Here is a 25,180-nt window from a genome sequence, read left to right on the forward strand (position 1 = left end):
ACCACACCCCCCCCCCCCCCCCCCTCCCCCCCCCCCCCCCCCCCCCCCCCCCCCCCCCCCCCCCCCACACCCCCACCCCCCCCCCCCCCCCCCCCCCCCGGTCCAGGTCGGCGGCGAGCAGTTCGAAGTCGTCGGCGTCCTCGGGCGGGCGGCGGCGCGGCGAGCGCTGCGGCGGGGGCTCGCCCTGGCGCAGCGCGTCGACCAGGGCGTGCAGGTCGGCCTCGCCGTGCGCGGCGGTACGGCGCAGGGCGGCGACGCGGTCGGAGACCGAGCGGGCGGCGCGGTCGGCGGCCACGGCGGCGATGAGGATGCCGGCGACGGTCACGGTGACCGCTCCGGCGAGCACGGCCCACAGCATGGGCCCGGTGCGGGTGCCGGAGGACCGGATGCTGAACAGGACGGCGGCGGTGGCGCTGAGGGCGACCGCGACGGGCGGCAGCACGGCGAGCCGCATGAGCTGGGGCCGTATGTGCGTCTCGGGCAGTGCGGGAGCGGGTCGGGCGACCGGTCGCCCGTGCCGTCCGCCCTCCCGGCGGTCGGCACGGCCGGCCGGTGCTCGGAGGTGAGACATCTGCGTCCTCGTACTTGTCCGTCGGGCTGCCATGCGGCCACTGACAGTAGTCGCCTCTGCCTCATGTGCGGGGGGCAGTTGACAAAGTCCCGCACGATCGGTCCCGCTCTGGTATGAGCCTTCGCACAAAAGGCCGATAACCCAGCCCGGCCAAGGGAGTTGGACTTCGAAAGAGATCGGTACGACTCGCACATGATCGGTCATGGGGATGCACTGCGAACCCTCGACCGACCCGGCAAATCATTACGGAGAGTAATATCTCTGGCCCCCGACTGGACCCACCCGGTCACCGCCGTGCGGTGGCGGCACCCGGGCTGAGGCGAGAGGAGGAGGGGGCGGGTGGCCCGGCCGGCGGGCGCACGGCCGTGGTGCGGGTGTCCGAGGTACGGCACGTGAGGAATCCGCACGCCACACTCGTGCCGCCGTCCGTCGATCCGTTCTTCTACCACCGGGCCGCACAGGAGTCGGCCGGAACCGGTCGCGTGTCGGCCGGTTCTCAGATCGCCGTCAAGCAGAACTGCACGAGCCCCGCGTCGACGTCCAAGATGTTGCGCTCCATCTCCCGCCACGATGGGTGGAAGCCGCCGGCCCGGTCGCCCCACTCCACGGTGAAGCCCAGGATGGCGCCCTGGGTATGGGTGGTGTCGGCGAAGTGCCGTGCGTAGGCGTAGTCGTCGCTGGTGCCACAGGTCGGATACAGGTGGAAGGCGGACTTCGGGGTGTAGGTACGGCCCGCGACGCCCCGCACGGCTTCGCAGAACTGCTGCGCGAGGTCGACGGCGTCATTGGCGTCGTCCTTCGGGAAGTACTCCCCATATGTGCCGTTTCCCAGCCCTCGCCGGTGGTCGAAGACGGAGTTGAGGAAGTTCTGGTCCTCGTCCTGCGACTGGTTCTCGTCGTCACCCCAGTTGGTCAGCATGTCGTCGGAGTAGCTGTGCACGTCGACGAACCAGCGGGTGCGGGGGTGGCTGTCGAGCAGCCGGCGGACGTTGCGGGTCTCGGGCTCCGAGAAGGGGCTCGGGCCCTGGTAGACCTCGCTGGCCGGGTCGGCCGAGACCTGTACCGGGGCGCTCGGGGCGAAGGCCTGCGTGAAGTCGAAGAGGAAGTCGTAGTTGCGGTTGATGTCGACGCCGATGCGGGCCGGGTCGCCGCCCGAGTTCGCCGGATTGCGGTTCTTGCGCCACATCGGCTCGACGGTCTGGCTGTAGCGTCGGCCGTCCGGGTTGACCAGGGGAAAGACGACGAGCTCCAGCTCGTCCACGATGGTGCGCACCTGGTCGCTGGTGAAGCGCGTGCCCCCGTAGCCGAGTCCGGTGCCGGTGGCGTAGGCCTCCAGCAGGTCGGCCGCGAAGTGGACGAGGATCTCGCAGCTGCCCCACTCCCGGGCGTGCACGCCGCCGATCAGTACGGCGCAGTCCTTGGTACCGGCGGGGGCGGAGCCGATCCGCAGGGCGTGGCAGATCCGGCCCTCGACCGACGGCTCGGGCAGGTCGATGAGTGCGCTGGTGGCCGGGTAGGCGGTGGCCAGGCTGGTCACGGCGGAGTCGACCTCGGTGATGTTCAGGTACGGCATGGTGTCCTCCTGAGCGTCCTACTCCTTGGCGGCCAGGCCGCGGGGGACCGCGTCGGCGGGGGCGAAGCGGTCGCCCTGGCCGACCTCGGCCTGACGGGCGCGGCCGACGGCCGTGGCGTCCTCGATCGTGGTGACCTGGACTCCCTCGCGTTCGAGGGCCTCTGCCTGCTCGGCGGTCACATAGGCGTCGATGGCGACGGTGCCGTCGTCGGAGCGGTGGGGACGGCCGCCCACGTCGGGGCGGGCGTCCTGCAACAGGGCCCGCAGGGTGTCGGCGTCCCGGGCGGTGACGCGCACCCGGAGGATGGGCTCGGAAGTGCTGGGCATGACGGGCCTCTTCCGGCGCCGTCGGGCTGCCGGGGCGGCACGGCGGCGCGCAGGAGCACGGGTGAATGTACGGGTGGGAGCGCGCGCAGTGCGGAATATTCGGTAAGCATATGCCCGATGTGTACGTTGTAATCTCAGGGTGCTCCGCCCCGGTAGAAGGCGTCAAGCGGGGGCTCGGGGAGGCTGCCGAGGAGGCTGTTCAGGCCGGTCATCAGCTCCCGCTCGTCGTCGTAGTCGCCGAAGCGCGGGACGAGGGCGCGCAGCCGCGGGTACTCGGCCGCGGGCAGCCGGTGCAGGCCGAGGCGCAGCATGACATCGGGCTCGTCGGGATCGTCGACGACCTGTCGCTTGTCCACGAGGAGGCAGCCGAGGGTCCAGGCGACGAAGGTGCGGTAGACCGTCAGCGCGGTGGTGTCGTCGAATCCGGCACGGGTGAGGACGGCGAGCATGTGCTCGGTGAGCTGGAGCCAGGCCCTGGGGCGCCGGGCCACGGGCACGGCGAGCGGGCGGGTGGCGACCACCGGCAGGATCTGCGGATGCGCGTGCACGACAGCGGCGAACGCCCGCGCCACCCGCCACAGTTCGGCCCGCCAGGGCGGCTCGGCCGGTGCGGCGCCGGCGCGGGGTTCCTGTGCCGAGGTGCGCAGCCGTTCGTTGACCTCCTCGAAGAACGCCTCGACCAACCCGTCGAGCAGCCCTTCCTTGCCGTCGGTGTACCGGTAGAGAGCCATCGGCTCCACGCCCAGGTCGGCCGCCAGGCGCCGCATGGTCAGAGCCGCGAGCCCGTCGCGGTCGACGAGGGTGACAGCCGCACTGAGCACCAGCGGGCGACTGAGGCGTCCCCGCCGCTCGGGGTTGTTCCGCTGAGCCATGACCGCGCTCCGGATACGACGTACACTTCGTCCTTAATTGTACGTTTTACCCTTACAGGGCTGCCAGCCCAGTGCTCAGCAGTTCCAGCCGTGCAGGTGGCGAGGTCAAGCGAGTTCCTTCCGCATCAACGTGCACATCGTTTCGTAGCGGCGCAGCGATCCATCAGGAGCTTGCTCGTCCCACGAGTCCGGCTGACGGTCGTACGCGACATATCCCAGTCGTTCGTACAGTGCACGTGCCCGGGGGTTGATTTCCTCCACCGCCAGCTCGGCCCGCCGCAGACCGCGGTTCCTGATCCGCAGTTCTGCGGCTTCGACAAGGAACGTGCCGATCCCACACGACTGCAATGCGGGGTGGACCGCCAGCTGCCACAAAGTGCCGGCACCTTCCTTGACCCGGTAGTCGACACCGCCCTTCGCCACAGGGATGTTGGTGGCAGGGCAGACCGCCAGGTAGTCGACCTCACCGATCCGGGCACGCTCCAACTGCTCGGCGACGCGGGCCAGGTGGTGGGCAGACCCTGCCCACCCGCACGACGCCAGGTCCGCATGCACGAAGTCACGGGCTGACAGCTTCAACACAACGCCGGTCATCTTCAGTACCTCCGGCGAGCCAGCATCCCCGCCGGTCACACGCGGCGCAAAGCCGTTTCCCCGACCCTCGACCTGATCAGTACGGTCGGGTCGTTCGGTCCAGGCGGACGACGACGATGGCGATGTCGTCGTCGGCGCCGCTGGCGAGGCCCAGGCGGGCGAGGAGGGCGTCGGCGAGATGCTCCGCGCCGAACTCGGTGCACGTGGCGAGGGTCGAGGTCAGGCGGGTCAGGCCAGCGTCTATGTCCTCATCGCGGCGTTCGATCAGGCCGTCGGTGTAGAGGACGAGGGTGTCGCCGGGCGTGTAGGTCGCGTTGGCCTGCGGGCGGGGGACGTGTTCGGGGCGGGCCCCCAGCGGTGGGTCGGTGGCCTGGTCGAGCAGCTCGCAGGAGCCGTCCGGGTGCAGCAGTACGGGCGGGGGGTGGCCGGCGCTGCTGTAGATGAGCAAGTGGCTGTGGCAGTCGACGAGGACCTGTACGGCGGTGGCGGCCAGTGCTCCTTCGACCGAGCGGGCGTACAGCCCCAGGACCTCCAGCGCTTGGGCGGGGCCGTGGACGGTGCGGGTGGCGGCGCTCAGTGCGCTGCGGAGCCTGCCCATGACGGTGGCGGCCATCAGCCCGTGGCCGACCACGTCGCCGACCGTGACGGTGAAGCGGTCCGCGGGCAGGTCCACCGCGTCGTACCAGTCGCCGCACACGTTCAGTGATCCGGTCGCGGGCAGGTAGCGCACGGCGATGTTCGGGTGCCGGGCCAGGTCCGGGGAGTGGAGCATGGCTTCCTGGAGGGCGACGGCGATGCGCCGTTCACGGGCGTGGGCCTGTCGCAGTTCCTCGTTCAGCTGCTGCAGTTGCCGCGCCCGGGCGTACAGCTCGGCTTCCATGGCCGCTTCCCGGCCGGGGCTGACCGACGGCAGGTGCGCCGTGCGGCGGGAGCGGACGACGTCGGTCATGTCCTCGGACCGGTGGATGATCCAGGCGACCTTTCCGTCCGGTCCGACGACGGGCACGTTGATCGCGGTCCACCACCGCTCCTTGAAGACCTCGGGGTTGCCGGGGACCGGGATGTCGTACTTCTGCAACGCCATGTGATCGGTCTGGCCGGAGGACAGGACACGGTGCAGTGAGGCCTTCAGCGTCTCCACCCCGTCGGCCTCCGGGTCGGTGGGGTTGTCCGGGAAGGTGTCGAAGAGGTACTGCCCGAGCAGCTCGGCCCGGCTCTGTCCGGTCACCTCGCAGAAGGCCGGGTTGGCGTCAGCGATCACCAGGTCCGTGCCGAGCACCAGGCACGGGCTCGGAAGGGCGGCGAACACCCCTGGGTAGTCGATCGTCGGTGTCACACGCATTCCTGCCAGTCGCTCGCTCCTCAATCTACGGAAGGTCCAGCTCCCGCGCCCGCCGAGCCCGCTCGTGGGCACCGCGGGCAGCTGCGTACGATCAACGGACGTCCGCCGTGATCAGGGCCCGCCGGATCACGTGGTGCCCTGCCCCGCGGCGGTGTCGTGGGGGCGGCGGTGTGTGACGGCGTCGTGGGCAGTGGCTCACGCATGGCCGGGCAGTGCGGGCGGGCCGCTGCGGGGCAGCAGGTGCGCAGCGGACTGACGAGCCGCATCAAGGGGGACGTGGAGGGGACGTCGCCCGGCGTCCGGCGTGCCGGCCACGGTGGTGCAAAGGCCGTCGACCCACGACTCGGCCGTGCGTATGTGCGGGGTCGGAGATCATCTTCGATCGCGGTCTGGGGGATACGAGATCCTCGCGGAGCACACGAGGCACACCGTCGACCTGCTGCTGGACCGCTCCCGCCCCCTGGCCGAGCGGGTCGCCGCCGGGCAGGCCGCTGTGGTGGGCCTGTGCTGCAGCCTGGCCGACGGGACCGCGCGCCTCGTCGCGGCCCGTGGCCTGGACATGCGCGTCGCCTCGGCTCGGTGAGGACCAGAGGCAGGGTCCTCGGTCAGCTCCTCGAAACCGGCGGGCGGTCCGCTTCGTACTGCTGCCGGAATGCCTCCTGGGCCACCGGATGCTCCGCGTCGAGCACCAGTACGTCTCCGCGGCCCCGCGCCTGCTCCAGCTGCGGGTACAGCGCGGAACGCTCCGGCGCGTAGAGCACCTGGACGCGTCCTTCGCCGGAACCCCGTTCCGCTATCGGGGCCACTGCCACCGGATGGCCGCCGACGTCGGTGACCCACAACTGGAAGTCGTCCTCCTTGAAGAAGACGATCTCGGTGATCGGACTCGGGTAGTGGTGGACCCCACCGCCCTGCGGCAATTCGGCGGAGTGCACGTCATGCGGCAGCGGGACACTGGCGTTGCAGATCGAATCCGTCCACTTCTTCACTCCGTCGGCATCCGTGATGGGGGTGTCCAGGAGCTCTCGGATGCCGAGCTTCTCCACGGCTTCAGGGAAACGCGCGTACAGACGACGGGCGTTCTGGCGCAGCAGATCGACCTTCGCCGGATCGGCACAGAATTGGGCGGACCACTCGATTCCCGCGAGATTGCGGACCATGAACCAGCCATCGTCGTCCTTGAGCCACAACCCTCCGCCGTGGTGGTCCTCGACGGGTTCCGGACCGTAGAAGGGCGGATTCAATGTGTCGACCAGCTGGTGCATTTGCTTCCGGGAGGCGATGTACTCCGGAGAGTCCCGCCGGGGTTCATGCCCGGGGATGTTGATCGTCCAGCCCAGCTTCTCCGATTCAGTGTGCGGCTTGCTCGGGCCTGCCCGCGTTGCGTCCATGGCGCCCTCCTCGTCGAGCGCTGTGCAACCTTCATGAGACGGCTTTCATGCGGATCCATGTGCGGCCGGAGGGTCGAAGCGGCGTAAGCCGTCGTGGGGTCGGGAAACTCACGAGCCGACGAGGCGCAGACGACGCAAACCGTTGATTGCGGACGCTCTGCCGACCTCCTTCCACGCTACGACCTGCACGGGTGGACTGCCACTGCGGGTTACCGACGGGCCTACGCGCATCGGTCTGGCTGGGGGATGCTGCGGGCGTAGTGCGTCCAGTCGGTGGGGCCTGCGTGCCGAAGTGTGCTGCATACCAGGGCACGGACGGTGTCCGGGGTGAGATCCCAGAGGCGGACGGTGCCGTCGAGGGCGGCGCTGGCGAGCTGCCCTCATGCGGGCCCATGCGGGCGCCGTGCGATGAGTTCCAGGGCGGCGGCAAGGCGCGTCCCCCGGTACAGCAGGTGGGGGGTCCTGGCCCTCCTGCACCCAGGTGCGGGCGGCGGTGGTGAGCTGCTGGTGGGCACGCAGCGCGGCACGGTCGGAATCGATCCATTCGCGCAGCCTGGGCCACGCCCGGAGCAGGGCCTCGTGGCTGACCTGCACCTGGTCGGCGTCGACGGTCGGCAGCCGGGCCCGGGTGAACGCCTCGACGACCCCCTCCGCCGCCGGATCCGCTTGGACCAGGGCGTCCCGGTCGGCCGGTTGACGGACGTCGTCCTCGTTGTCGCCGACCCGCGCATCACCCCCTGGGCCGCGTCCTGCTCCTCGGGACTGAGCCGGGCGTAGACGCGTTCTGCGGTGGCGGCAACGGCACCGTGGATGCCGCCGGTGCGCTCGTAGCCGGCGACGGTGAGGACGCCGTCCTGGCGATGCTGCCGACCGAGCGGTTGGACAGGAGGAAGCAACTGCTCCCCGAACGGTTGGACTTCACACGCGCAGCCGCAACCGGCACCGGCAGGCACGTGACCTGATGTCGCGTCACCCCCTCCTCCGCCGCTCCGAGCGCAGCCGACGCCCGTCCCACGAGATCGCTCAGCCGCAGGTCAGCGGCCTGGGACGTCCCAAGGCGTCCCATCCGGCCGTCAGCGGTGGAGGGACGGTGGCGCGGTGATCAAGGATGGTGGTCGCCGGCCGGCTCCCCCCCAACGCCACTCCATCCATCCCTCCTGGGCATGACCCGGGACAACTGGAAGAGAATCCACGTGTCCACAACGACCCTCCGCATGCCCACGCGTGCGGTCGGCGCCCGCGTCACCTCGGTGACGCTCGCCCTCGCCGTGATACTCGTCGGCCTGCTGTTCGGCCCGGGGGTGTCCCAGGCTCACGCGGCCGACGTGCGCCTGCTCCAGCGGGACCTCGCCGGCCTCAGCTACGCCCCGCTCAGCGGTGTCGACGGCGTCTACGGCCCCCAGACCACCGACTCGGTGCGCCACTTCCAGCGCGACAACGGCCTGGCCGTGGACGGTGACGCCGGCCCCGCCACCATGACCGCGCTCACCGCGAAGGTGAAGCAGGTCCAGAGCAAGGCGGGCACCCCGGCCGACGGCGACTACGGCCCGGCCACCCTCAGCGCGGTGAAGACCTACCAGAGCGCGCACGGCCTGGACGTCGACGGCATCGCCGGCCCGCAGACCATGGGCGCGATGAACATCGACCGTGTGACCTCCAGCGGCACCGGCACCAGCAGCGACACCAAGCTGCTGCAGCGCAACCTGGTCGGCCTCGGCTACCTGGGCGCCGGCGGCGTGGACGGCATCTACGGTCCGGCCACCAAGGACGCGGTGGTGTCCTTCCAGAGCGACAACGGCCTGGACGTCGACGGCATCGCCGGCCCGCAGACGAACTCCGCGCTCACCGCGAAGGTCAAGCAGGTCCAGAGCAAGGCGGGCACCCCGGCCGACGGCGACTACGGCCCGGCCACCCTCAGCGCGGTGAAGACCTACCAGAGCGCGCACGGCCTGGACGTCGACGGCATCGCCGGCCCGCAGACCATGGCGTCCATGGGCATCGCCCGCGAGACCGGCGGCGGCAGCTCCGGCGGCGAGAGCGGCGGCACGCCCAGCGTCCCCCCGCTGTCCGGCAGCGCCCGTGACAAGATCGTCCAGGCCGCGCGTTCGCAGCTCGGCGTCCACGAGTGGGGCAACAACTGCAACCCCTACGGCCCGTGCGAGGCCTGGTGCGCCCTGTTCGCCAGCTGGACCTGGCGGCAGGCCGGTGTCGACTTCCACACCGCGTTCAGCGGGGACTTCTACTACTACGGACGCGAACACGGCACGCTGCACAGCGGTCTGAGCAACCCTCAGCCCGGTGACGCCATCGTCTTCGGCAGCGGTCCGCAGAACACCAACACCAGCGTGCACGTGGGCATCATCGAGAAGGCCAACGCGGACGGCACCGTCGACACCATCGAGGGCAACTCCAGCGACCAGGTGATCCGCCACCACTTCAACCCGGCCTCGCGCGGCGCCTACGCCATCGTCTCCCCCGCCGGAGCCTGATTCGCCTCCGGGCCCAAGAGCCGAAGGCCACGGCCACGGCCACCCACCACATCGATCCGTCCACGAAGGAAAGAAACAACCATGCGTGTGAAACTCGCCGCCGCCACCACCGGCCTACTGCTGCTCTCCGGCCTCGGTATCGGCGTCGGCACCGCAACCAGCGCCTCCGCCCTCTGGCAAGGCAACTACTGCAGCATGTACACCACGGCCGAGCCTCAGGTGAGCTACGGCAGCACCGACGACGCCGTCAAGGCCGTCCAGTGCGCGCTGAACCGCAGTGTGAAGAACGCGAACCTCGCCGAGGACGGCATCTTCGGCAAGCAGACCCGCAGCATGGTCGTCAAGTTCCAGGGCTGCGCGGGCCTCGCCCAGGACGGCATCGTCGGCCCGAAGACGTGGCGCCAGCTGGATGTCTGGAGCAGCTGGGACACCAAGGCGGACTGGATCTGCTGATCCCCGCTCCCCCGGGCCGCCCCGTCGGGGCGGCCCGGCCCCACGACTCACACAAGAGGAACTCCCTTCATCATGACCGCAATCCGGACCGTCAAGGCCCTGCCCACCCTCGCGCTCGCACTGTCCGCAGCCGGCACGCTGCTGCTCTCGGCGCCCGCCGCCCACGCCGGCGAGTACCTCGACACCTGCCTGGACTCCGTCGGCGCGCGCACTTCTCCGAACGGCGTCTGGAAGATCCCGGCCCGCAACTACTCCCAGGGTTCGTCGGGAGTGTGCGTGAAGGAGATCCAGGCCGACCTCGCCTCCACCATCGGGCTGGACCTCGCCGACGCCGACGGATTCATCGACGGCCGGTTCGGCCCCAAGACCGATGCGTACGTGCGCCGGTTCCAGCAGACCTACCACCTTCAGGCGGACGGCGTCGTCGGCCCGCAGACCTGGCAGATGCTCGTCTCCATGACGAAGGACTGAGCGGCGATGACCCGAACGAACAGGACGGCAGGCCGGCGCGCCGGCGGGGCCGCCGCGGTGCTCGCCGCTGTGGCGGCACTGGCTGCCGGGGGCGCGACCCCGGCCCAGGCCGGCTGGGACGGCACGCTCCAGACGTGCAAGAACACGTACGGATCGGAGCACTACCTGGGCTGGGACATCCCCACGGTGGTGCTCGCCCGGGGCTCGACCGGAGTGTGCGTGCAGGAACTGCAGGAAGAGCTGGTCGAGGCGGGAGCGGTCGCGGTCGCCGACCGACCGGGCTTCGTCGACGGGGTCTTCGGACCGAAGACGTACGGCGCGGTGGTGAACTATCAGCTCCGGCACGCGGTGACGGGCGGCGCCGACGGCGTCGTGGGGCGGTACACCTGGCACAGCCTGATCGCTCGGGTCTACTTCGAGTAGCCGCGTCGCCCGGCGTCGCGAGTGGCGCGGCTAACACCTTCTCCGCGGCGTGTGCCGTCGCGGCGGCGCGCTGCGGCGACTGTATGCTTCCGTTCGACTTTCAGGACCGGAGCACCGGGCCTGAGGCGGGGGGCAGTCAACTACGGGGGCCGGCGGCGCGCCGGTGCGTCGCTGTGCCCTCGGCTCGGGCTGGTGTTCCATCAGCGAACGGGCTCACAGTGAGCGACAGAGATCTCCCCGCAGTCAGACCTGAGCCTGGCTCCGATGCCAGGCTGCACGCGGAACTGCTTGCGCTGAAACAACGGTCGGGACTCAGCTACGCCCGGATCAGCGCGCTCACCCATTACTCGAAGTCGTCCTGGGAACGCTGGATCAACGGCAAGCAGTTCCCGCCCCGCGGCGCCGTGGAGAGCTTCGCCCGCGCCGCGCGGACGCAAGCCGCGCCGCTCCTCGACCTGTGGGAGCAGGCCGAACTGCTCCGGGTCGCCGGCGCCGAGCCGGCCGAGCAGCCGCTTCCGGTGTCCGAGGGGGAGCCTGCGGCCCCGGAGAACGGGGATCCCACGGCCGGCCCTCCGGGCGGGTCGGACCCGGAACCGGCCGTGCCGGGACCGGACCGGCCGCGGCCCGCCGCGCCCGAACCCGGCGCGGCCGAGCAGGACATGCGCGAACCTGCCGTAGCCGGGCCCACCGTGCCCGGTCCGGCGGACACCGCTGGTGACGGCGGTGCTTCCGCCGGCGGCGCGGGCTTCGTCCGGCGCCAGGGACGCGGCCGCCTGGTCGCGATGGTGGCCGCGGCCTGCGTCGCGGTGGCGGCGGCCGGTGTCGCCGTCGTTCGGTACTCCTCGGACAACGCGGAGGACGGTTCGCACACCGCGGGCGGTCGTGCCTCCGCGTCCCACGCCGCCGCACACGGCGACCCGGTCGGCTGCACCCACGCCGGCTGCACGGGCAAGGATCCGATGACCATGGGGTGTGTACGGGACGGACAGACGCTCGCCCTGATCCGCAACCAGAACATGGTGATCGAGCTCCGGTACAGCAGCGAATGCGGCGCCGCATGGGGGCGGATCACCTATGCCAAACCCAAGGCGGTCGTCGACGTGGACAACTCCAGCGGCACCACGGAGGCCACACCGGTGCACTGGGGCAACGACGTGTACTCCCCGATGGCCGAACTGGGCCCCGGCCAGACCGCTTGGGCGTGCGGAACACAGCCGGACGGAAAGAGCCGGACCTGCACCACGCACAGTCCCGTACCCGCCGGGCACTGATCCGCGGGGCGGCGAACCGGCGTGGTCAGCCCTCGCCCACAAGGTCGAGGTCGTCACGAGAGGCCACCGGCATGATCTCCGGAACGGCCCACTTGCGGTTCAGCGGCTGGGACGCGTCCCGCCACCAGGGGCGCGCAGGGAGGACCCCGGCAGGCTCGAAGGGCTGGCCCGGGACAGGGACGGCGACCGCCTGCCCGACCGCGTCGGCCGCGGCCAGCGTCCACTCGCCCGGTTCGGCCCAGGGGTGCGGGGCGAGGTTGAAGGTGCCCCAGTGGATCGGCAGCAGCGCGCCGTGCGGCGCTCCGCCCTGCAGGTCGAGGTGGGCGCGCAGGCCTTCCTCGGGCGTCATGTGGATGTCGGGCCAGAACTCGCTGTACGCACCGATCTGGATCATCGTGGCGTCGAACGGGCCGTGGGCCGCGCCGATGTCCTTGAAGCCGTCGAAGTAGCCCGTGTCACCGCTGTGGAAGATGCGGTGTTCCTCGCCTTCGACGGCCCAGGACGCCCAGAGGGTGTGCTGGGTGTTGCGCAGGGCACGGCCGCAGAAGTGGCGGGCGGGTGTCGCGGTGAGGGTGAGCCCGCCGACCCGGGTCGACTCGTGCCAGTCCAGCTCGCGCAGCCGGTCCGGGGAGACGCCCCAGTGTTCGAGGTGGGCGCCGACGCCGAGCGGCACGGCGAACAGGGTGTCCGTGCCGGCCAGCGCCTTGATCGTGGGCAGGTCCAGGTGGTCGTAGTGGTCGTGCGAGATGACGACCACGTCGACCTCGCCGAGCGCGGCCAGCGGCAGCGGCACGGGGTGCAGCCGCTTGGGTCCGGCGAAGGGGAACGGGGAGCAGCGCTCACCCCAGACGGGGTCGAACAGCACGCGGTGGCCGTCGATCTCCGCGAGGACGCTGGAGTGGCCCATCCAGGTCAGCCGCAGTCCCGTGGCGGGCGGCTCGGCCAGGTCGGCGAAGGTCGTGGGATGCACCGGGACGGTGCCCTTGGGGGCGCGCAGGGGGCGGGTGTCCTTGTCCAGGAACACCTTGGCGAGGTCCAGCGTGGAACCGGAGGGTCTGGTGCGTGCCGTACCGCCCGGGTTCTGGAAGACGCCGTCCTTGAAGTGGGGAGAGCGGCGGATGCGTGCCAGGCGCTCACCGCCCGGGTCCGCGCCGAAGGCCGCCGGCCGCAGCGCGCGGAGCCCGGAGGTCGAGGAACGCAATCCGGTCACGGTACCTCCCGGTGGAGTGGGTGAGCTCCCCATTATGGTCGGACCCTCCGACAGCCCCGGACGGCCGGGGCGCCGGTACGGCCCCGGCGCACGCCACTGCCCCTTCGTCGAGCGCATTGACAGGGCGCGGGCCACGTCCCGATACTGACTCATCGTTCAGTAGAGAGGCAGTCCCCGAGCCGAGGCCGCCGGGCACCTGCAGGACATCGTGGTGTTCGCACGGCGGCTGCGGCGGGATCCGCGACGGGATGCGGGCGCGCGGCGGCGTACCGGTCGCGGCGGACCCGGCGCCGGACCGGCCTGGCCCGCCCTGGCCCGCGCCCACGACGGACATGGCACGCGCGCGTGCCGTCCCGCCGCACCGGCGCGCGCCCGCACCGGGGCCCTCGACCGGCCCGGCCCCACCCTGTGCACCGTCCCCGAGGAGATCCCATGACCGCCCCCGCTCCCCTGATGTCGCTCGTCTGGACCGACCACGTCACCGGCCGCCGGGGTTTCCTGGTCGTGGACCGGCTGGTGCGCGGCGTGGCCAGCGGCGGGCTGCGGATGCGCCCCGGCTGCACCCTGGAGGAGGTGGCGGGCCTCGCCCGCGGCATGACGATGAAGGAGGCCCTGCACTACGACCCCGAGGCACGCTATGTCCCCCTCGGCGGCGCGAAGGGCGGCATCGACTGCGATCCGCAGGAGCCACAGGCGTACGGACTCCTCGTCCGCTATCTGCGCGCCATGCGGCCGTACATCGAGAGCTTCTGGACCACCGGCGAGGACCTCGGCCTCACCCAGGACCTCGTCGACCGGGCCGCCGTCGAGGCGGGCCTGGTCTCCTCCGTCCAGGCGGTGTATCCGCTGCTGGACGACGAGGCGGCGGCCCGTGGGCGGCTCGCGGACGCGTTCGCGGTCGAGGTGGAAGGCATCGGCCTGGACGAGCTGGCCGGCGGCTGCGGGGTCGCCGAGTCGGTGCTCGCGGCGCTGGACCGGGCGGAGGTGCCGTACGCGGGCACCCGGGTGGCGGTGCAGGGGCTCGGCACGATGGGCGGGGCCACCGCGAGATTCCTCGCGCGCGCGGGGCTGACGGTGGTGGCGGTCGCCGACGTCAAGGGCACGATCGCCAATCCGGCGGGGCTCGACGTCGAGGCGCTGCTGGCCGCGCGGGACGGCTATGGCGCCGTCGACCGCCGTGTGCTGCGCCCCGGCGACCGCGAACTGTCCGGTGAGGCCTGGCTGTCCGCCGATGCGGAGGTGCTCGTGCCGGCGGCCGTGTCCTATGCGATCGACACCGGCAACCAGCACGGCATCCGCGCCCGCTGGATCGTGGAGGCCGCCAACATGCCCGTGCTGCCGGAGGCGGAGGAGCTGCTGGCGGCGCGCGGGGTGGCCGTGCTGCCGGACGTGGTGGTCAACTCCGCCACGAACGCCTGGTGGTGGTGGACCCTGTTCGGTGACATCGGGCCCGACGCCGACGAGGCCTTCGCGTACATCCGGCGCTCCATGCGCGCCCTGGTCGAGCTGATGCTGGACCGTGCGGACGCGGACGGTACGACCCCGCGTGCGGCCGCCCACGCCATGGTGACCGACCGGCTGCCGGTGATCGCGGACCGCTTCGGGTGGTACCGGTGACGGACCCCGCGATGCCTCGCCGTCACGGGGGCGTCAGGGCCGCGCACCTGTCTGCACCCGGCCGCCCGGCGCACGGGTGACCGAAAGGTCTGCCGCCCCGCACTCGAACGGCCGCGAGTGCGGGGCCCTTCCGTGCCGTCCTCGGCAACGGATTAGGGTGAGCGCGTGGCGAGAGTGCGGTTGAGCGTGGCCGAGCGGCGGGAGGAACTGCTGCAGGCTGCCATCGGGCAGATCGAGGCGCGGGGCGTGGCGGCGGTCAGGATCGCCGACGTGGCCGCGGTGCTCGGGGTGAGCAACGCCCTGGTGCTGTACCACTTCTCGACGAAGGAGAAGCTGGTCGCGGCCGCGTTCCGGTACGCGGCAGAGGACGATCTCGCGCATCTGCGCAAGCTCCTGGGGCGGCGGACGTCCGCGCTGCGCCGGCTGCGGGCCGCGGTGCGCTGGTATGCCCCGACCGGGCAGGCCAAGGGCTGGCGGCTGTGGATCGAGGGCTGGGCGGTGGCCCTGCGCGAGCCGGTGCTGCGCGAGGTCACCCGGGATCTCGACAAGCAGTGGAAGGCGGCGATCGCCGAGGTCATCGCCGAGGGCGTGGCGGCGGGCGAGTTCGCCTGCGCCGACCCGGCCGGTGCCGCGCTGCGGCTGACCGCGCTGCTGGACGGGCTGGCCGTGCAGCTGACCTCGTACCCCGGAGCGGTGCCGCGGACCCGCGCGCAGGAATGGACCGACGAGGCGCTGGCCCGTGAACTGGGCCTGGACCGGCAGGCGTTGACCGAACGGTAGGGGCTCTCGGCCGCATCGGGCCGGCTGCACGGTGCTGTGCGGGTGAGCCGCTGTGGTGCCCGAAGCCGGGGTTGGGCGGGCGCCGCCGACGAACACCGGCCGGCCGGACACCCACGTGCCCCGCACCGCGGGTACGGGCGGTGCGGGGCACGTGGGTGCCGGTCAGGCCACCGAGGTGATGCGCAGCTTGATGTCGTCGGGGGAAAGGGTGCCCTTCGCGGTGACATGGTCGCCGGAGGACTCGCCGCGCAGACGGCGGCCGATCCACGGGACCAGGTACTCGCGGGCCCACTGGACGTCGTCGCGGCGGATGTCCAGCGTGCCCCGGGGCGGCTGCGGCGGCCACGGCTGCTCCGGGTCGGCCGGGATCTCCAGGCCGAGGACCTGGCCGGCGCGCAGCGCCACGCGCGTGTGCCCCTCGGGCGAGAGGTGCAGCCGGTCACTGTCCCAGGCCCTGCGGTCCTGTACGGACTTCAGGGACCACAGGTCGAGCACGGGGCAGCCGTACCGGTCGGCGATGGCGCGGACGTGCCCGTTGTACGTGGCGATCTTGCCGCGCAGATGCTTCAGCACGGGGACGCCACGGGTGTCGAAGCCGGTCGTCACCATCACCGTGCCGACCGCCTCGGTCAGCCGGGCCACGGCGCGCTCGAAGCGCTCGGCCACCTCGTCCGGGTCGGTGCCGGGCCGGATGATGTCGTTGCCGCCCGCGCAGAAGGACACCAGGTCCGGGGCGAGTTCGACGGCCTGCGGGAGCTGGTCCTGCACGATCTGGTCGAGCAGCTTCCCGCGGACCGCGAGATTGGTGTATTTGAAGTCGCCCTCGGGCTGCCGGTCCGCGAGCAGTACCGCGAACCGGTCGGCCCAGCCGACGAATGCCCCGTCGGGGCCGGGGTCGCCGACGCCCTCGGTGAAGCTGTCCCCCACCGCCACGTACGACCCGATCACTGATGTGTTGTCACTCTTCGAATCGTCTGCCACGTCGGACCATGATTCACCTTTGGATGTGTCCTACGCGACCGTAGGCAGGGGTTGACGGCCGGTGAGATATGACACCCTTAAATGATTTGCCAACCCGGAACAGGGCGAACACGCCGAAGGACGGACAGCCTCAGACGACGGCGACGCCGTGCTCGCGGAGGTAGCCGACCGGGTCGATGTCGGAGCCGTAGTCGGGGGTGGTACGGATCTCGAAGTGCAGGTGCGGGCCGGTGACGTTGCCGGTGGCGCCCGACAGGCCGACCTGCCGGCCCTCGGTCACGGTCTGCCCGGGCGAGACGGAGAGCCGGGAGAGGTGGCCGTACTGCGCGTAGTGGCCGTCGTTCAGCCTGAGGACGACCTGGTTGCCGTACGCGCCGCCCCAGCCGGCGGAGACGACCGTCCCGGCGGCGACGGCCTTGACCGGGGTGCCGGTCGGTACGACGAAGTCGACGCCCGTGTGGTAGCCGCTGGACCACATGCTGCCGGCCACGTGGTAACCGGTGCCGATGGTGGCGCCCGTGACCGGGAGGGTGAAGCCGGTGGAGGTGGCCGGCGTCGTGGCGGCGCCGGAGGTCCTGGGCGCCGGGGCCGCCTGGGGCGTGGAGCGGTGCGAGCCGCCGGACGACCGGCTCGGGGCCGCGGGCTCGGTGCGGGTGGGTGCGGTCTGCCTGCGGGTGGGTGCGGCCTGCCTGCCGAGCGCGAGCTCCAGGCCGGGGTGGATCAGCGACGGGTCGTCGCCGACGGCCTGCCGGTTGTCGGCGTAGAGGCGGTGCCAGCCGCCCGCCACGTGCTGCTCGTCGGCGATCACCGAAAGGCAGTCGCCGGTCTTCACCGTGTAGGTACGGACGCCGGAATCCGGCTGCGCGGCGGCCTTGTGCACCGGGGCCCGAAGGGACTGCACGGCCTGCGCGGAGACGGACTGCGCGGTGCCGACGGCATGCGCCCCGGTGGTTCCGACGAGCGGGAGGGCCAGGGCGGCACCACCGGTTCCGGCGACGGCGATCGAGCGGGAAAGACGCGGGGTCTTGGGGCGTCGGTGCTTGCCCTTACCAGGCATGGCGCATTCCTCTCCGGCGCCTGCGAGGTGAGCTGTCGGGTTCGGGCTGGAGCTGCCCGGCCGTGCGCGCACGGTTTCACCCCGAGCCTGTCGCGGAGACCGGACAGGCAGTGGTACCTGATGGGTCCCCCGCTCCTGCCGAACACGGGTCAAGTGTGTGGGGCTCCGGGCGGCGGCAGGATTCGGCGTTCCGTCCGGATCGGTGGCGAACGTAAGCGGGTGGGACGCAGGGAAACAAGCAGTCGGATTCCGCCGTTCGCCTTTCAGAAGATCGGATTCGGGAATTCGCCGTCACCCTCCGTGCATTTCCACCCGTTACGGCCCTTCAAATTCCCTCTTCACCGAGGAAATTACGTGGACATGACGCGGCACGCACCGTCACGAATATGACGCTCCTCACGCGCACCCGACCATGAGTCCGCATTTCACTCCGAGTTTGAATGAAGGCACCAATTCGGGCAGAAGCATTAGATGCGGCGCAGGCGGATAACCGTTGCATCCAGGTCACCTTTGAGGCCGGCACGCAGCCCGTGGTGCAGCAGTACGGCACCGCGATGGACTTCGCCCGTTTCGCGACATTCGTACGACGCCGCCGGGTCGAGTCCGCGCAGGCGCAGCGCCGGCACGGGTTCGCCGTGGCTCTGCGCCTGGAGCCAGGCGAGGACCACCGTCTCCTCACCCAGGACGTACTGGACGGCGCTCAGTCCACCGGCCGGAGGTCGCAGCCGGTACAGGTCGCCCTGCTGGACGACCGGCCGGATCTCCTTGTAGAGATCGATCCACTGCCGGGCCTCGGCCAGTTCCTGATCGGTCCACTCGGTGAGGTCGCCGCCCACCCCGAGCACGCCCGCCATGGCGCTGACGAAACGGAACCGCAGGCCACTGACCCGACCGTTGAGCTGGGTGTTCGGGCTGTCCGTGACCCAGGCGGCCATGATCCGGGCCGGGTGGATCTGACTGAAGCCGTGCTGGATGGCGAGCCGGTCCAGCGGGTCGGTGTTGTCGGAGGTCCACACCTGGTCGGTGCGGCTCATGACGCCGAGGTCGATCCGGCCGCCACCCCCCGAGCAGGACTCGAAGGCGACGGAGGGGTGGGCCGCGCGCAGCCGGTCCAGCAGGGCGTACAGGGCGCGGACGTGGTCCACCCACAGGCGCTGCGGGTACGGCTCACCGGGCCAGCCGGCGTCGGTGAAGCAGCGGTTGAAGTCCCACTTCACATAGTCGACCGGCGCGCCGGAGAGCAGGGTGTGCAGCTGCTCCCACAGGTACTCCTGCACATCCTCACGGGCGAGGTTGAGGACGAGCTGGTTGCGCAGTTCCGTCCGCTTCCGTCCCGGTTGGTACTGCACCCAGTCCGGGTGCGCGCGGTACAGGTCGCTGTCCGGGTTGACCATTTCGGGCTCGACCCAGATGCCGAACTGCATGCCGAGGTCGTGCACCTGGTCGGCGAGGGGCTTCAGGCCGTGCGGGAAGCGGTCGGGGTTGGGCGTCCAGTCGCCGAGACCCGCGCGGTCGCTGGTGCGGGCGCCGAACCAGCCGTCGTCCACGACGAAGAGCTCCACGCCGATCCCGGCGGCCCGGCGGGCGAGCGCGAGCTGCTGCTCCTCGGAGATGTCGAAGTTCGTCGCCTCCCAGGAGTTGAACAGCACCGGCCGGTCCCGCTCGGCGTCCGGGATGACGTACGCGCGCTGGTAGGCGTGCCAGGCGCGGCTCGCGCCACCGAAGCCGCCGTCGCTCCACAGGCCCGCGAACACCGGGGTGGTGTACGACTCCCCCGGCTCCAGGAGCAGCAGGCCCGAGTCGTCGTAGCCGGCGCCGCCGGTGATCTGCACGCGCGCGTCCGGGAGTTGGGCGACCGCGATGCGCCAGGAGCCGGACCAGCCGAGCGCGCATCCGTAGACCTCACCGCGCTCCTCGGTGGCGTCGGTGTCCAGCGCCACCCAGGGCAGGTGCTGGTGGCCGGTGTGGCCGCGGCGGCTGCCGATGACCTTCTCGCCGTAGGTGAGCGGGGCGGCGACGAGGCGGGACTCGGCTGCCCAGCGGCCGTGCAGCTGGGACAGCCGCCAGCCCTCGCGATCGGGCAGGGTCCAGGTGGCGGCGTCGGCGCGCAGCAGCTCCACGCGTACGTGCCCGCCGTTCGCCACGGTCACCCGGCGTTCCACGACATCGCCGCGCATCCGGTAGTGCAGGGTGACGGCGAGGCCGTCGTCGTCGAAGCGCAGCCGCAGCTCGTCACCCTCCGGCCCGTCCGCCTCGTACGCCTGGAAGGTCCACTCCGTGCCGCGTCGCTCGGCGGTACGCACCGACAGGGCCGGGCGGACGAAGCGGGGGCCGCCCTCGACGGGGTACTCCTCCCGGCCGTCCAGGGGGGACTCGAAGGGCCAGTGGCCGGGCAGCGGGTCCTTGGCCAGGGCCTGCGCGTCCGCGAGGGTGATGCGTGGCCCCCAGTGCAGGTGGAGCAGCTCGTCCGCGCCGGTGAGATGCAGGGCGTAGCTGCTGGTGGGCCCCGAGAGGAGCCAGGTACGACCGTCTTCGGAGATGTCCACCACGTAAGACCTCACAGGTGCCAACAGATTCGCTCAAGTGCAAACATCATCGAGCCGTACGAGCGTGGCGACAAGCCCTGTGGACAACTCCTTGCCCGAGGAAACCGATGTCGTATGGTCGTCAGAGCGCCCGCCGACGAGCCGCGACGGCGGGATCCGAGCGTGTGAGGAGCCCCCGTGACGCAGCACGTCCCGTCGACCGAGCCGGAGCTGGCCGGAGTACGCAATTTCCGTGACGTGGGCGGACTGCCGACGGTGGACGGGCGGCGGGTGCGGCACGGGGTGCTGTTCCGCAGCGGTCACCTGGCGCACGCGACCGAGGACGACGCGGCCTTCCTCGCCTCCCTGGGCCTGCACACGATCTTCGACTTCCGCAACGCGGCCGACCAGAAGCTGGAGGGCCCGGACGTCGAGCTGCCCGGCGTGCGGAATGTGAACCTGCCGCTGAGCGACCCGGCGGACGGCGCCGAGTTCTGGAAGATGGTCCGCGACGGCGACCTCGACCAGCTGCGCCAGATCCTCGCCGACGGCAAGGGGGCGGCCCGGATGATCGCCTCGTACCGGAGGATCGTCAAGGAGCGCACCGCCGAGCACTCCCAGGTGCTGCGCGCGCTCACCGAGGACAGCGTGCCCGCGCTGATGCACTGCGCGGCGGGCAAGGACCGCGCGGGCATCTCGATAGCCGTGACGCTGCTCGCGCTGGGCGTGGAACGCGAGGCGATCATCGCCGACTACCTGGAGTCCAACGCCAGGCACCGGCGCTACAAGGTCCACCGCAGCGGCAGCGCCAAGACCGCGTACACCCCGGAAGTCATGGAGCTGCTGAGCCCGCTCTTCGACGCCCGCGCCGAGTACCTCCTGGCGGCGTTCGAGACCATCGAGCAGACGTGGGGCGGCGTGGACACCTACCTGGAGCAGGGCCTCGAACTCACCCCGGCGGCCCGGGCCCGGCTCCGCGAACGCCTGCTGGACTGACCGGACCGCCCCCGCAGCCCGGTGTCCTCGTGCGGGGCACGAGAACGACAGCCGGACGTACCGGTGGCTTCGTCGCGTCAGCTCTTCCCGCCGACCGCGAACAGCAGGTAGAGGAAGGCGGCCAGGACGTGGCCGGCGGCGATGTAGATGATCAGGCGGATCCACAGGGCGCGGGGGAACTTGGTCTCGAGGTTGGTCATGGCAGCTCTCCGGTCGGCGGGCCCAGGCACAGCGTGGCCGTGGGGCTCTGCAGCAGGGTGTGGACGAACAGCAGCTCGACGCCGTCATGGTCCTCGGCGGCGAGGCGGTGCGGGGTGAGCGAGTCGAAGTGCGCGCTGTCGCCGGGTGCGAGCAGGTGCGCGGTGTCACCGAGGCGCAGCCGGAGGCGGCCCCGCAGGACGTAGAGCCACTCCTCGCCCGGGTGGACGCGCACGATGTCGCCCTGCGAGCCGTACGGCACGCGTACGCGCAGGGCCTGCATACCCCGGCCCGGCGCCCCGGCCTGGAAGTATGTCCAGCCGCCGGCCCGGGTCGGCTCCATGTCGCCGGCCCGTACGATCGCGTTCCGGTCGGCGACCGTCTCACCCAGCAGTTCGGAGACGGTCGTACCGTAGATGCGGGCGAGAGCCAGCAGCATCGGCAGCGAGGGCTGCCGCTGTCCGGTCTCCAGCCGGGACAGATGGGCCGGCGAGAGCCCTGCGGCACGGGCGGCGGCCTCCAGGGTGAGGCCGGCGCGCCGGCGCAGCCCGCGCAACTGCGGTGCGACAGCGGTCAGCTCGCCGCCCGGGCCCGCCGACGGGCCGGCGTCTGAGGCGTTCATGCCTCCATTCAGCCCGATTCTTGCCCGAGCGGCAATTTCCTTGCCTGTGAGGCAAGGCGCCTCGACGTCATCCCCCTTCCTGGTACTCCCCGGCCGGCGCCCGGTGCGGGCGTCCTCAGCGGCCCGCCACCGCCTGCTTCATCAGGGTCTTGCCGAAGTCCCACATCAGGCCGCCGCCGCTGTGCGCGTCGTCCATCACGGCGGTGAAGGCGTCCACGAACCGCTCGACGTCCGCCTCGTCGAGGATCAGCGGCGGGATCAGCTTGATCACCTCCAGGTGGTCACCGGAGACCTGGGTGAGGATCCGGTGCCGCTGCAGCAGCGGCACGACGACCATCTGCGCGAACAGTCCCTTGCGGGCGGCCTGCAGCACGGTCCAGCGGCCGCGGAGCTTGAGCGAGGACGGCCTGCCGAACTCGATGCCGATCATCAGGCCCCGCCCGCGCACGTCGGCGAGGAGTTCGTACTTGTCGATCAGCGCGGTCAGCCGTGACTTCAGCAGTTCGCCGGTCCTGCGGACGCCGGCGACGATCTGCTCGTTCTCCATGACCGACAGCACGGCGAGGCCGCACGCCATCGCCTGCGCGCCCGAGCCGAAGCTCGCCGAGTGGACCAGCACCCGGTCCATGGACGAGTAGACCTTCTTGAAGATCCAGTCCTTGCCGAGGGTGGCGCCGACCGGGACATACCCGCCGGACAGGGCCTTGGCCACGCACACCAGGTCGGGTTCGACACCGTCCTCGTGCTGGTAGGCGTAGAAGTCGCCGGTGCGGCCGAGACCGGTCTGCACCTCGTCGGCGATGAGCAGCGCCTTGTGCTTGTGCAGCAGCTCCTGCGCGGCGCGCAGATAGCCGGGAGGGGCCTCGTGCACGCCCTTGCCCTGGATGGGCTCGACGATGAGGGCGGCCACGTCACCCTTCTTCAACTCGCGGGCCAGGGCGTTGAGATCACCGAGGGGTACGGCGGTGTCGGGCAGCAGCGGGGCGAAGCCGTCACGGAAGCCTCTCTCGCCGTTGACCGACAGGGAGCCGGTGGTCAGACCGTGGAAGGCGTGATCGCAGTAGAGGACACGGGGCTTTCCGGTGGCGTACCGGGCGAACTTCAGGGCCGTCTCCACGGCTTCCGTGCCGCTGTTGCCGAAGAACACCCGGTCCAGGTGCGGGCTGTGGGCAAGCAGCCGTTCGGCGAGCAGGCCGGGCAGCGGCTGGCAGTCGAACCGGGTGAGGTCGGCGAGGTCCAGGTCGAGCACGTCGTGCAGCGCCTTGCGGACGACCGGGTGGTGGCGGCCCAGGCCCATCACACCGAACCCGGCGAGCATGTCCAGGTAGTCGTTGCCGTCCGCGTCGAAGAAGTGGGCGCCCTCGGCCCGCTCGTAGACCTTGTCGAAGCCGATGGTGTGCAGCATGCGCGGGAGCTGCGGGTTGAGGTACTTGGTGTGCAGCTCGTAGCGTTCGGCTCCGCGCTCGGCCAAGAGGGCGCCGAGGTCGAACTCCGTGGTCATTCCTTCTCCTTGACTGTGCCGTCCATGTGCCGGACGGCCAGGCTCGCGCTGATCCGTCCGGCGACCTCGACGGGCGTGAGGCCGATGTCGGCCAGCACCTCACTGCGTTTGGCGTGCGCGAGGAACTGCTCCGGGATGCCGAACCGCCGTACCGGCACGTCCACGTCGGCGTCCCCGAGGGCCAGTGCCACCGCCGAACCCACCCCGCCGGCCCGGCTGTTGTCCTCGACGACGGCCACCAGACGGTGTTCGGCGGCCAGACCGGGCAGGGCCGGGTCGACCGGTTTGACCCAGCGCGGGTCGACCACGGTGCAGTTGACACCCCGTGCCGCCAGAAGCTCGGCGGCCTGGAGGCACACGGATGCCATCACGCCGACGGCCACCAGGAGCACGTCCGGGCGGTCCGCGCGGTGCAGGACGTCCATGCCGCCGACCTGGTCGATCGCCGGGATGTCCGGCCCGACCGACTCCTTCGGGAAGCGGACCAGGGTCGGCGCGTCGTCCACGGCCACGGCCTCCCGCAGCTGGGCGCGCAGCCGGCCGGCGTCGCGCGGGGCGGCGATCCTGAGGCCGGGGACGGCCTGGAGGATCGACATGTCCCACATGCCGTTGTGGGAGGCGCCGTCGGCCCCGGTGACGCCGGCCCGGTCGAGGACGAAGGTGACCCCGCAGCGGTGCAGGGCGACGTCCATGAGCAGCTGGTCGAAGGCGCGGTTGAGGAAGGTGGCGTAGACGGCGACGACCGGGTGCAGTCCGCCGGTGGCGAGGCCGGCCGCGGAGACGGCCGCGTGCTGCTCGGCGATGCCCACGTCCCACACGCGGTCGGGGAATCGCTCGGCGAACTTGCCGAGGCCGACCGGGTGCAGCATGGCCGCCGTGATGGCAACGACGTCGTCCCGTTCCTCGCCGATCCGTACGATCTCGTCGCCGAACACCGAGGTCCAGGAGGGGGCCTGGGCGGGCGCGAGCGGCTCGCAGGTCAGCGGGTCCATCACACCGACGGTGTGGAAGTGGTCCTCCTCGTGGGCGAGGGCGGGCTCGTAGCCGCGGCCCTTCTCCGTGAGGCAGTGGACCAGCACCGGGCCGTGGAACCGTTTCGCGCGGCGCAGCGCCGACTCGACGGCGCCGATGTCATGGCCGTCGATCGGGCCGACGTACTTCAGGCCCAGGTCCTCGAACATGCCCTGCGGCGCGAAGGCGTCCTTGAAGCCCTTCTTCGCGCCGTGCAGGGACTCGTAGATCGTGCTGCCGACGACGGGTGTCCTCAGGAGGACGTCCTTGCCCCAGGCGAGGACCTTCTCGTAGCCGTCGGTGGTGCGCAGGGTGGCCAGGTGGTTGGCGAGGCCGCCGATGGTCGGGGCGTAGGAGCGTTCGTTGTCGTTGACGACGATGATCAGCGGGCGGTCCTTGGCCGCCGCGATGTTGTTCAGCGCCTCCCAGGCCATGCCGCCGGTCAGCGCGCCGTCGCCGATGACCGCGACCACATGGCCCTTCTCCCCCTGCACCTGGTTGGCCTTGGCCAGGCCGTCGGCCCAGCCGAGCGCGGTGGAGGCGTGGCTGTTCTCGATGACGTCGTGTTCGGACTCCTCGCGCGAGGGATAGCCGGACAGGCCGCCCTTGCCGCGCAGCTTGGAGAAGTCCTGACGCCCGGTCAGCAGCTTGTGGACGTAACTCTGATGTCCGGTGTCCCACAGGATGCGGTCGACCGGTGACTCGAAGACCCGGTGGAGCGCGACGGTCAGTTCCACCACGCCCAGATTGGGTCCGAGGTGACCGCCGGTTCTCGACACCGCGTGCACCAGGAACTCACGTATCTCCTCGGACAGTTCACCCAGTTCCGCCTCGGACAGCGCCTTCAGGTCGCGTGGTCCCCGGATGCTCTCCAGAATGGTCACGCTGGGCCCCCTCTCGGTCCG

Annotated in this window: 23 protein-coding genes, 2 pseudogenes and 1 riboswitch; of the genes and pseudogenes, 9 read left to right on the forward strand and 16 right to left on the reverse strand. The window is 71.2% G+C overall.

The window, feature by feature from the left end; all coding sequences use genetic code 11:
- From ACZ41I_RS10950 to ACZ41I_RS10975, 6 genes and pseudogenes are all read right to left on the reverse strand, one after another.
- A pseudogene (locus tag ACZ41I_RS10950) lies at positions 1 to 571 on the reverse strand (hypothetical protein); the annotation flags it as partial.
- A 496-nt stretch (positions 572 to 1,067) separates the two neighbouring features.
- Positions 1,068 to 2,144: a M14 family metallopeptidase gene (locus tag ACZ41I_RS10955; RefSeq protein ID WP_468513886.1), complete on the reverse strand. Its 1,077-nt coding sequence runs from the start codon at positions 2,142 to 2,144 to the stop codon at positions 1,068 to 1,070.
- Between the two features lie 18 nt (positions 2,145 to 2,162).
- The gene (locus tag ACZ41I_RS10960; RefSeq protein ID WP_468513887.1) at positions 2,163 to 2,471 is read right to left on the reverse strand and encodes a hypothetical protein; all 309 of its coding nucleotides are present in this window, start codon (positions 2,469 to 2,471) and stop codon (positions 2,163 to 2,165) included.
- Between the two features lie 134 nt (positions 2,472 to 2,605).
- A complete protein-coding gene (locus ACZ41I_RS10965) occupies positions 2,606 to 3,343 on the reverse strand; it encodes a TetR/AcrR family transcriptional regulator (RefSeq protein ID WP_468513888.1) in 738 nt (245 codons plus the stop codon).
- Between the two features lie 105 nt (positions 3,344 to 3,448).
- Complete coding sequence (locus ACZ41I_RS10970) at positions 3,449 to 3,937, reverse strand: GNAT family N-acetyltransferase (protein ID WP_468513889.1); 489 nt, start codon at positions 3,935 to 3,937, stop codon at positions 3,449 to 3,451.
- 76 nt (positions 3,938 to 4,013) lie between these two features.
- The gene (locus tag ACZ41I_RS10975; RefSeq protein ID WP_468513890.1) at positions 4,014 to 5,279 is read right to left on the reverse strand and encodes a PP2C family protein-serine/threonine phosphatase; all 1,266 of its coding nucleotides are present in this window, start codon (positions 5,277 to 5,279) and stop codon (positions 4,014 to 4,016) included.
- Between the two features lie 349 nt (positions 5,280 to 5,628).
- On the opposite strand from ACZ41I_RS10975, the gene ACZ41I_RS10980 reads away from it, so the two are divergent.
- Positions 5,629 to 5,862: a hypothetical protein gene (locus tag ACZ41I_RS10980; protein ID WP_468513891.1), complete on the forward strand. Its 234-nt coding sequence runs from the start codon at positions 5,629 to 5,631 to the stop codon at positions 5,860 to 5,862.
- A 22-nt stretch (positions 5,863 to 5,884) separates the two neighbouring features.
- Here the strand turns inward: ACZ41I_RS10980 and ACZ41I_RS10985 are convergent, their stop codons facing one another.
- Together ACZ41I_RS10985 and ACZ41I_RS10990 are read right to left on the reverse strand one after the other, a co-directional pair.
- Positions 5,885 to 6,670 (reverse strand): DUF6424 family protein, encoded by a 786-nt coding sequence (locus tag ACZ41I_RS10985; RefSeq protein ID WP_363217893.1) that lies wholly within the window; start codon positions 6,668 to 6,670, stop codon positions 5,885 to 5,887.
- Positions 6,671 to 6,778: 108 nt separating this feature from the next.
- A pseudogene (locus ACZ41I_RS10990) lies at positions 6,779 to 7,623 on the reverse strand (nSTAND1 domain-containing NTPase).
- A 240-nt stretch (positions 7,624 to 7,863) separates the two neighbouring features.
- On the opposite strand from ACZ41I_RS10990, the gene ACZ41I_RS10995 reads away from it, so the two are divergent.
- The 5 genes from ACZ41I_RS10995 to ACZ41I_RS11015 all read left to right on the forward strand — a co-directional run bounded on the left by ACZ41I_RS10995 (position 7,864) and on the right by ACZ41I_RS11015 (position 11,777).
- The gene (locus tag ACZ41I_RS10995) at positions 7,864 to 9,159 is read left to right on the forward strand and encodes a peptidoglycan-binding protein (protein WP_468513892.1); all 1,296 of its coding nucleotides are present in this window, start codon (positions 7,864 to 7,866) and stop codon (positions 9,157 to 9,159) included.
- Between the two features lie 81 nt (positions 9,160 to 9,240).
- Positions 9,241 to 9,612 (forward strand): peptidoglycan-binding protein, encoded by a 372-nt coding sequence (locus tag ACZ41I_RS11000; protein ID WP_399765678.1) that lies wholly within the window; start codon positions 9,241 to 9,243, stop codon positions 9,610 to 9,612.
- A 72-nt stretch (positions 9,613 to 9,684) separates the two neighbouring features.
- Entirely contained in the window at positions 9,685 to 10,083 is a 399-nt protein-coding gene (locus ACZ41I_RS11005) for a peptidoglycan-binding domain-containing protein (RefSeq protein ID WP_468513893.1), read from the forward strand.
- Positions 10,084 to 10,089: 6 nt separating this feature from the next.
- Positions 10,090 to 10,506: a peptidoglycan-binding domain-containing protein gene (locus tag ACZ41I_RS11010; protein WP_468513894.1), complete on the forward strand. Its 417-nt coding sequence runs from the start codon at positions 10,090 to 10,092 to the stop codon at positions 10,504 to 10,506.
- Between the two features lie 218 nt (positions 10,507 to 10,724).
- Entirely contained in the window at positions 10,725 to 11,777 is a 1,053-nt protein-coding gene (locus ACZ41I_RS11015) for a helix-turn-helix domain-containing protein (protein ID WP_468513895.1), read from the forward strand.
- Between the two features lie 25 nt (positions 11,778 to 11,802).
- Here ACZ41I_RS11015 and ACZ41I_RS11020 read toward each other — a convergent pair whose 3' ends face one another.
- Positions 11,803 to 12,987, reverse strand: coding sequence for an MBL fold metallo-hydrolase (locus tag ACZ41I_RS11020; protein WP_468513896.1), 1,185 nt, complete (start codon positions 12,985 to 12,987; stop codon positions 11,803 to 11,805).
- 432 nt (positions 12,988 to 13,419) lie between these two features.
- Here ACZ41I_RS11020 and ACZ41I_RS11025 point away from each other — a divergent pair, with 432 nt between their 5' ends.
- Both ACZ41I_RS11025 and ACZ41I_RS11030 read left to right on the forward strand, forming a co-directional pair.
- The gene (locus tag ACZ41I_RS11025; RefSeq protein WP_468513897.1) at positions 13,420 to 14,604 is read left to right on the forward strand and encodes a glutamate dehydrogenase; all 1,185 of its coding nucleotides are present in this window, start codon (positions 13,420 to 13,422) and stop codon (positions 14,602 to 14,604) included.
- Between the two features lie 165 nt (positions 14,605 to 14,769).
- Entirely contained in the window at positions 14,770 to 15,384 is a 615-nt protein-coding gene (locus tag ACZ41I_RS11030; RefSeq protein WP_363217884.1) for a TetR/AcrR family transcriptional regulator, read from the forward strand.
- A gap of 162 nt (positions 15,385 to 15,546) precedes the next feature.
- Here the strand turns inward: ACZ41I_RS11030 and ACZ41I_RS11035 are convergent, their stop codons facing one another.
- From ACZ41I_RS11035 to ACZ41I_RS11045, 3 genes are all read right to left on the reverse strand, one after another.
- Positions 15,547 to 16,332, reverse strand: a complete 786-nt coding sequence (locus ACZ41I_RS11035) for an SGNH/GDSL hydrolase family protein (protein ID WP_399766151.1) — start codon at positions 16,330 to 16,332, stop codon at positions 15,547 to 15,549.
- Positions 16,333 to 16,495: 163 nt separating this feature from the next.
- A complete protein-coding gene (locus tag ACZ41I_RS11040) occupies positions 16,496 to 17,422 on the reverse strand; it encodes a M23 family metallopeptidase (RefSeq protein WP_468513898.1) in 927 nt (308 codons plus the stop codon).
- A gap of 4 nt (positions 17,423 to 17,426) precedes the next feature.
- A riboswitch (cyclic di-AMP (ydaO/yuaA leader) is annotated at positions 17,427 to 17,582 on the reverse strand.
- A gap of 307 nt (positions 17,583 to 17,889) precedes the next feature.
- The gene (locus ACZ41I_RS11045; RefSeq protein ID WP_468513899.1) at positions 17,890 to 19,971 is read right to left on the reverse strand and encodes an alpha-galactosidase; all 2,082 of its coding nucleotides are present in this window, start codon (positions 19,969 to 19,971) and stop codon (positions 17,890 to 17,892) included.
- Positions 19,972 to 20,145: 174 nt separating this feature from the next.
- On the opposite strand from ACZ41I_RS11045, the gene ACZ41I_RS11050 reads away from it, so the two are divergent.
- Entirely contained in the window at positions 20,146 to 20,943 is a 798-nt protein-coding gene (locus ACZ41I_RS11050; protein ID WP_399765702.1) for a tyrosine-protein phosphatase, read from the forward strand.
- A 77-nt stretch (positions 20,944 to 21,020) separates the two neighbouring features.
- Here the strand turns inward: ACZ41I_RS11050 and ACZ41I_RS11055 are convergent, their stop codons facing one another.
- The 4 genes from ACZ41I_RS11055 to dxs form a co-directional block, all read right to left on the reverse strand.
- The gene (locus ACZ41I_RS11055; protein WP_399765705.1) at positions 21,021 to 21,143 is read right to left on the reverse strand and encodes a DUF6126 family protein; all 123 of its coding nucleotides are present in this window, start codon (positions 21,141 to 21,143) and stop codon (positions 21,021 to 21,023) included.
- The gene (locus ACZ41I_RS11060; RefSeq protein WP_399765707.1) at positions 21,140 to 21,763 is read right to left on the reverse strand and encodes a helix-turn-helix domain-containing protein; all 624 of its coding nucleotides are present in this window, start codon (positions 21,761 to 21,763) and stop codon (positions 21,140 to 21,142) included. The genes ACZ41I_RS11055 and ACZ41I_RS11060 overlap by 4 nt, the downstream gene beginning before the upstream one ends.
- Positions 21,764 to 21,878: 115 nt before the next feature.
- A complete protein-coding gene (locus tag ACZ41I_RS11065; RefSeq protein WP_468513900.1) occupies positions 21,879 to 23,264 on the reverse strand; it encodes an aspartate aminotransferase family protein in 1,386 nt (461 codons plus the stop codon).
- Entirely contained in the window at positions 23,261 to 25,159 is a 1,899-nt protein-coding gene (gene dxs, locus ACZ41I_RS11070) for a 1-deoxy-D-xylulose-5-phosphate synthase (protein ID WP_363217877.1), read from the reverse strand. The genes ACZ41I_RS11065 and dxs overlap by 4 nt, the downstream gene beginning before the upstream one ends.
- Positions 25,160 to 25,180 lie beyond the last annotated feature (21 nt).

The organism is Streptomyces sp. NPDC030799 (assembly GCF_055572255.1).

Bases quoted from the DNA above. Each gene is read 5' to 3' on its own strand.
- ACZ41I_RS10955 (WP_468513886.1), bottom strand. From the start codon at position 2,144: ATGCCGTACCTGAACATCACCGAGGTCGACTCCGCCGTGACCAGCCTG.
- ACZ41I_RS11000 (WP_399765678.1), top strand. From the start codon at position 9,241: ATGCGTGTGAAACTCGCCGCCGCCACCACCGGCCTACTGCTGCTCTCC.
- ACZ41I_RS10985 (WP_363217893.1), bottom strand. From the start codon at position 6,670: ATGGACGCAACGCGGGCAGGCCCGAGCAAGCCGCACACTGAATCGGAG.
- ACZ41I_RS10965 (WP_468513888.1), bottom strand. From the start codon at position 3,343: ATGGCTCAGCGGAACAACCCCGAGCGGCGGGGACGCCTCAGTCGCCCG.
- ACZ41I_RS10960 (WP_468513887.1), bottom strand. From the start codon at position 2,471: ATGCCCAGCACTTCCGAGCCCATCCTCCGGGTGCGCGTCACCGCCCGG.
- ACZ41I_RS11005 (WP_468513893.1), top strand. From the start codon at position 9,685: ATGACCGCAATCCGGACCGTCAAGGCCCTGCCCACCCTCGCGCTCGCA.
- ACZ41I_RS11025 (WP_468513897.1), top strand. From the start codon at position 13,420: ATGACCGCCCCCGCTCCCCTGATGTCGCTCGTCTGGACCGACCACGTC.
- ACZ41I_RS11010 (WP_468513894.1), top strand. From the start codon at position 10,090: ATGACCCGAACGAACAGGACGGCAGGCCGGCGCGCCGGCGGGGCCGCC.
- ACZ41I_RS11060 (WP_399765707.1), bottom strand. From the start codon at position 21,763: ATGAACGCCTCAGACGCCGGCCCGTCGGCGGGCCCGGGCGGCGAGCTG.
- ACZ41I_RS10975 (WP_468513890.1), bottom strand. From the start codon at position 5,279: ATGCGTGTGACACCGACGATCGACTACCCAGGGGTGTTCGCCGCCCTT.
- ACZ41I_RS11055 (WP_399765705.1), bottom strand. From the start codon at position 21,143: ATGACCAACCTCGAGACCAAGTTCCCCCGCGCCCTGTGGATCCGCCTG.
- ACZ41I_RS10970 (WP_468513889.1), bottom strand. From the start codon at position 3,937: ATGACCGGCGTTGTGTTGAAGCTGTCAGCCCGTGACTTCGTGCATGCG.
- ACZ41I_RS11040 (WP_468513898.1), bottom strand. From the start codon at position 17,422: ATGCCTGGTAAGGGCAAGCACCGACGCCCCAAGACCCCGCGTCTTTCC.
- ACZ41I_RS11065 (WP_468513900.1), bottom strand. From the start codon at position 23,264: ATGACCACGGAGTTCGACCTCGGCGCCCTCTTGGCCGAGCGCGGAGCC.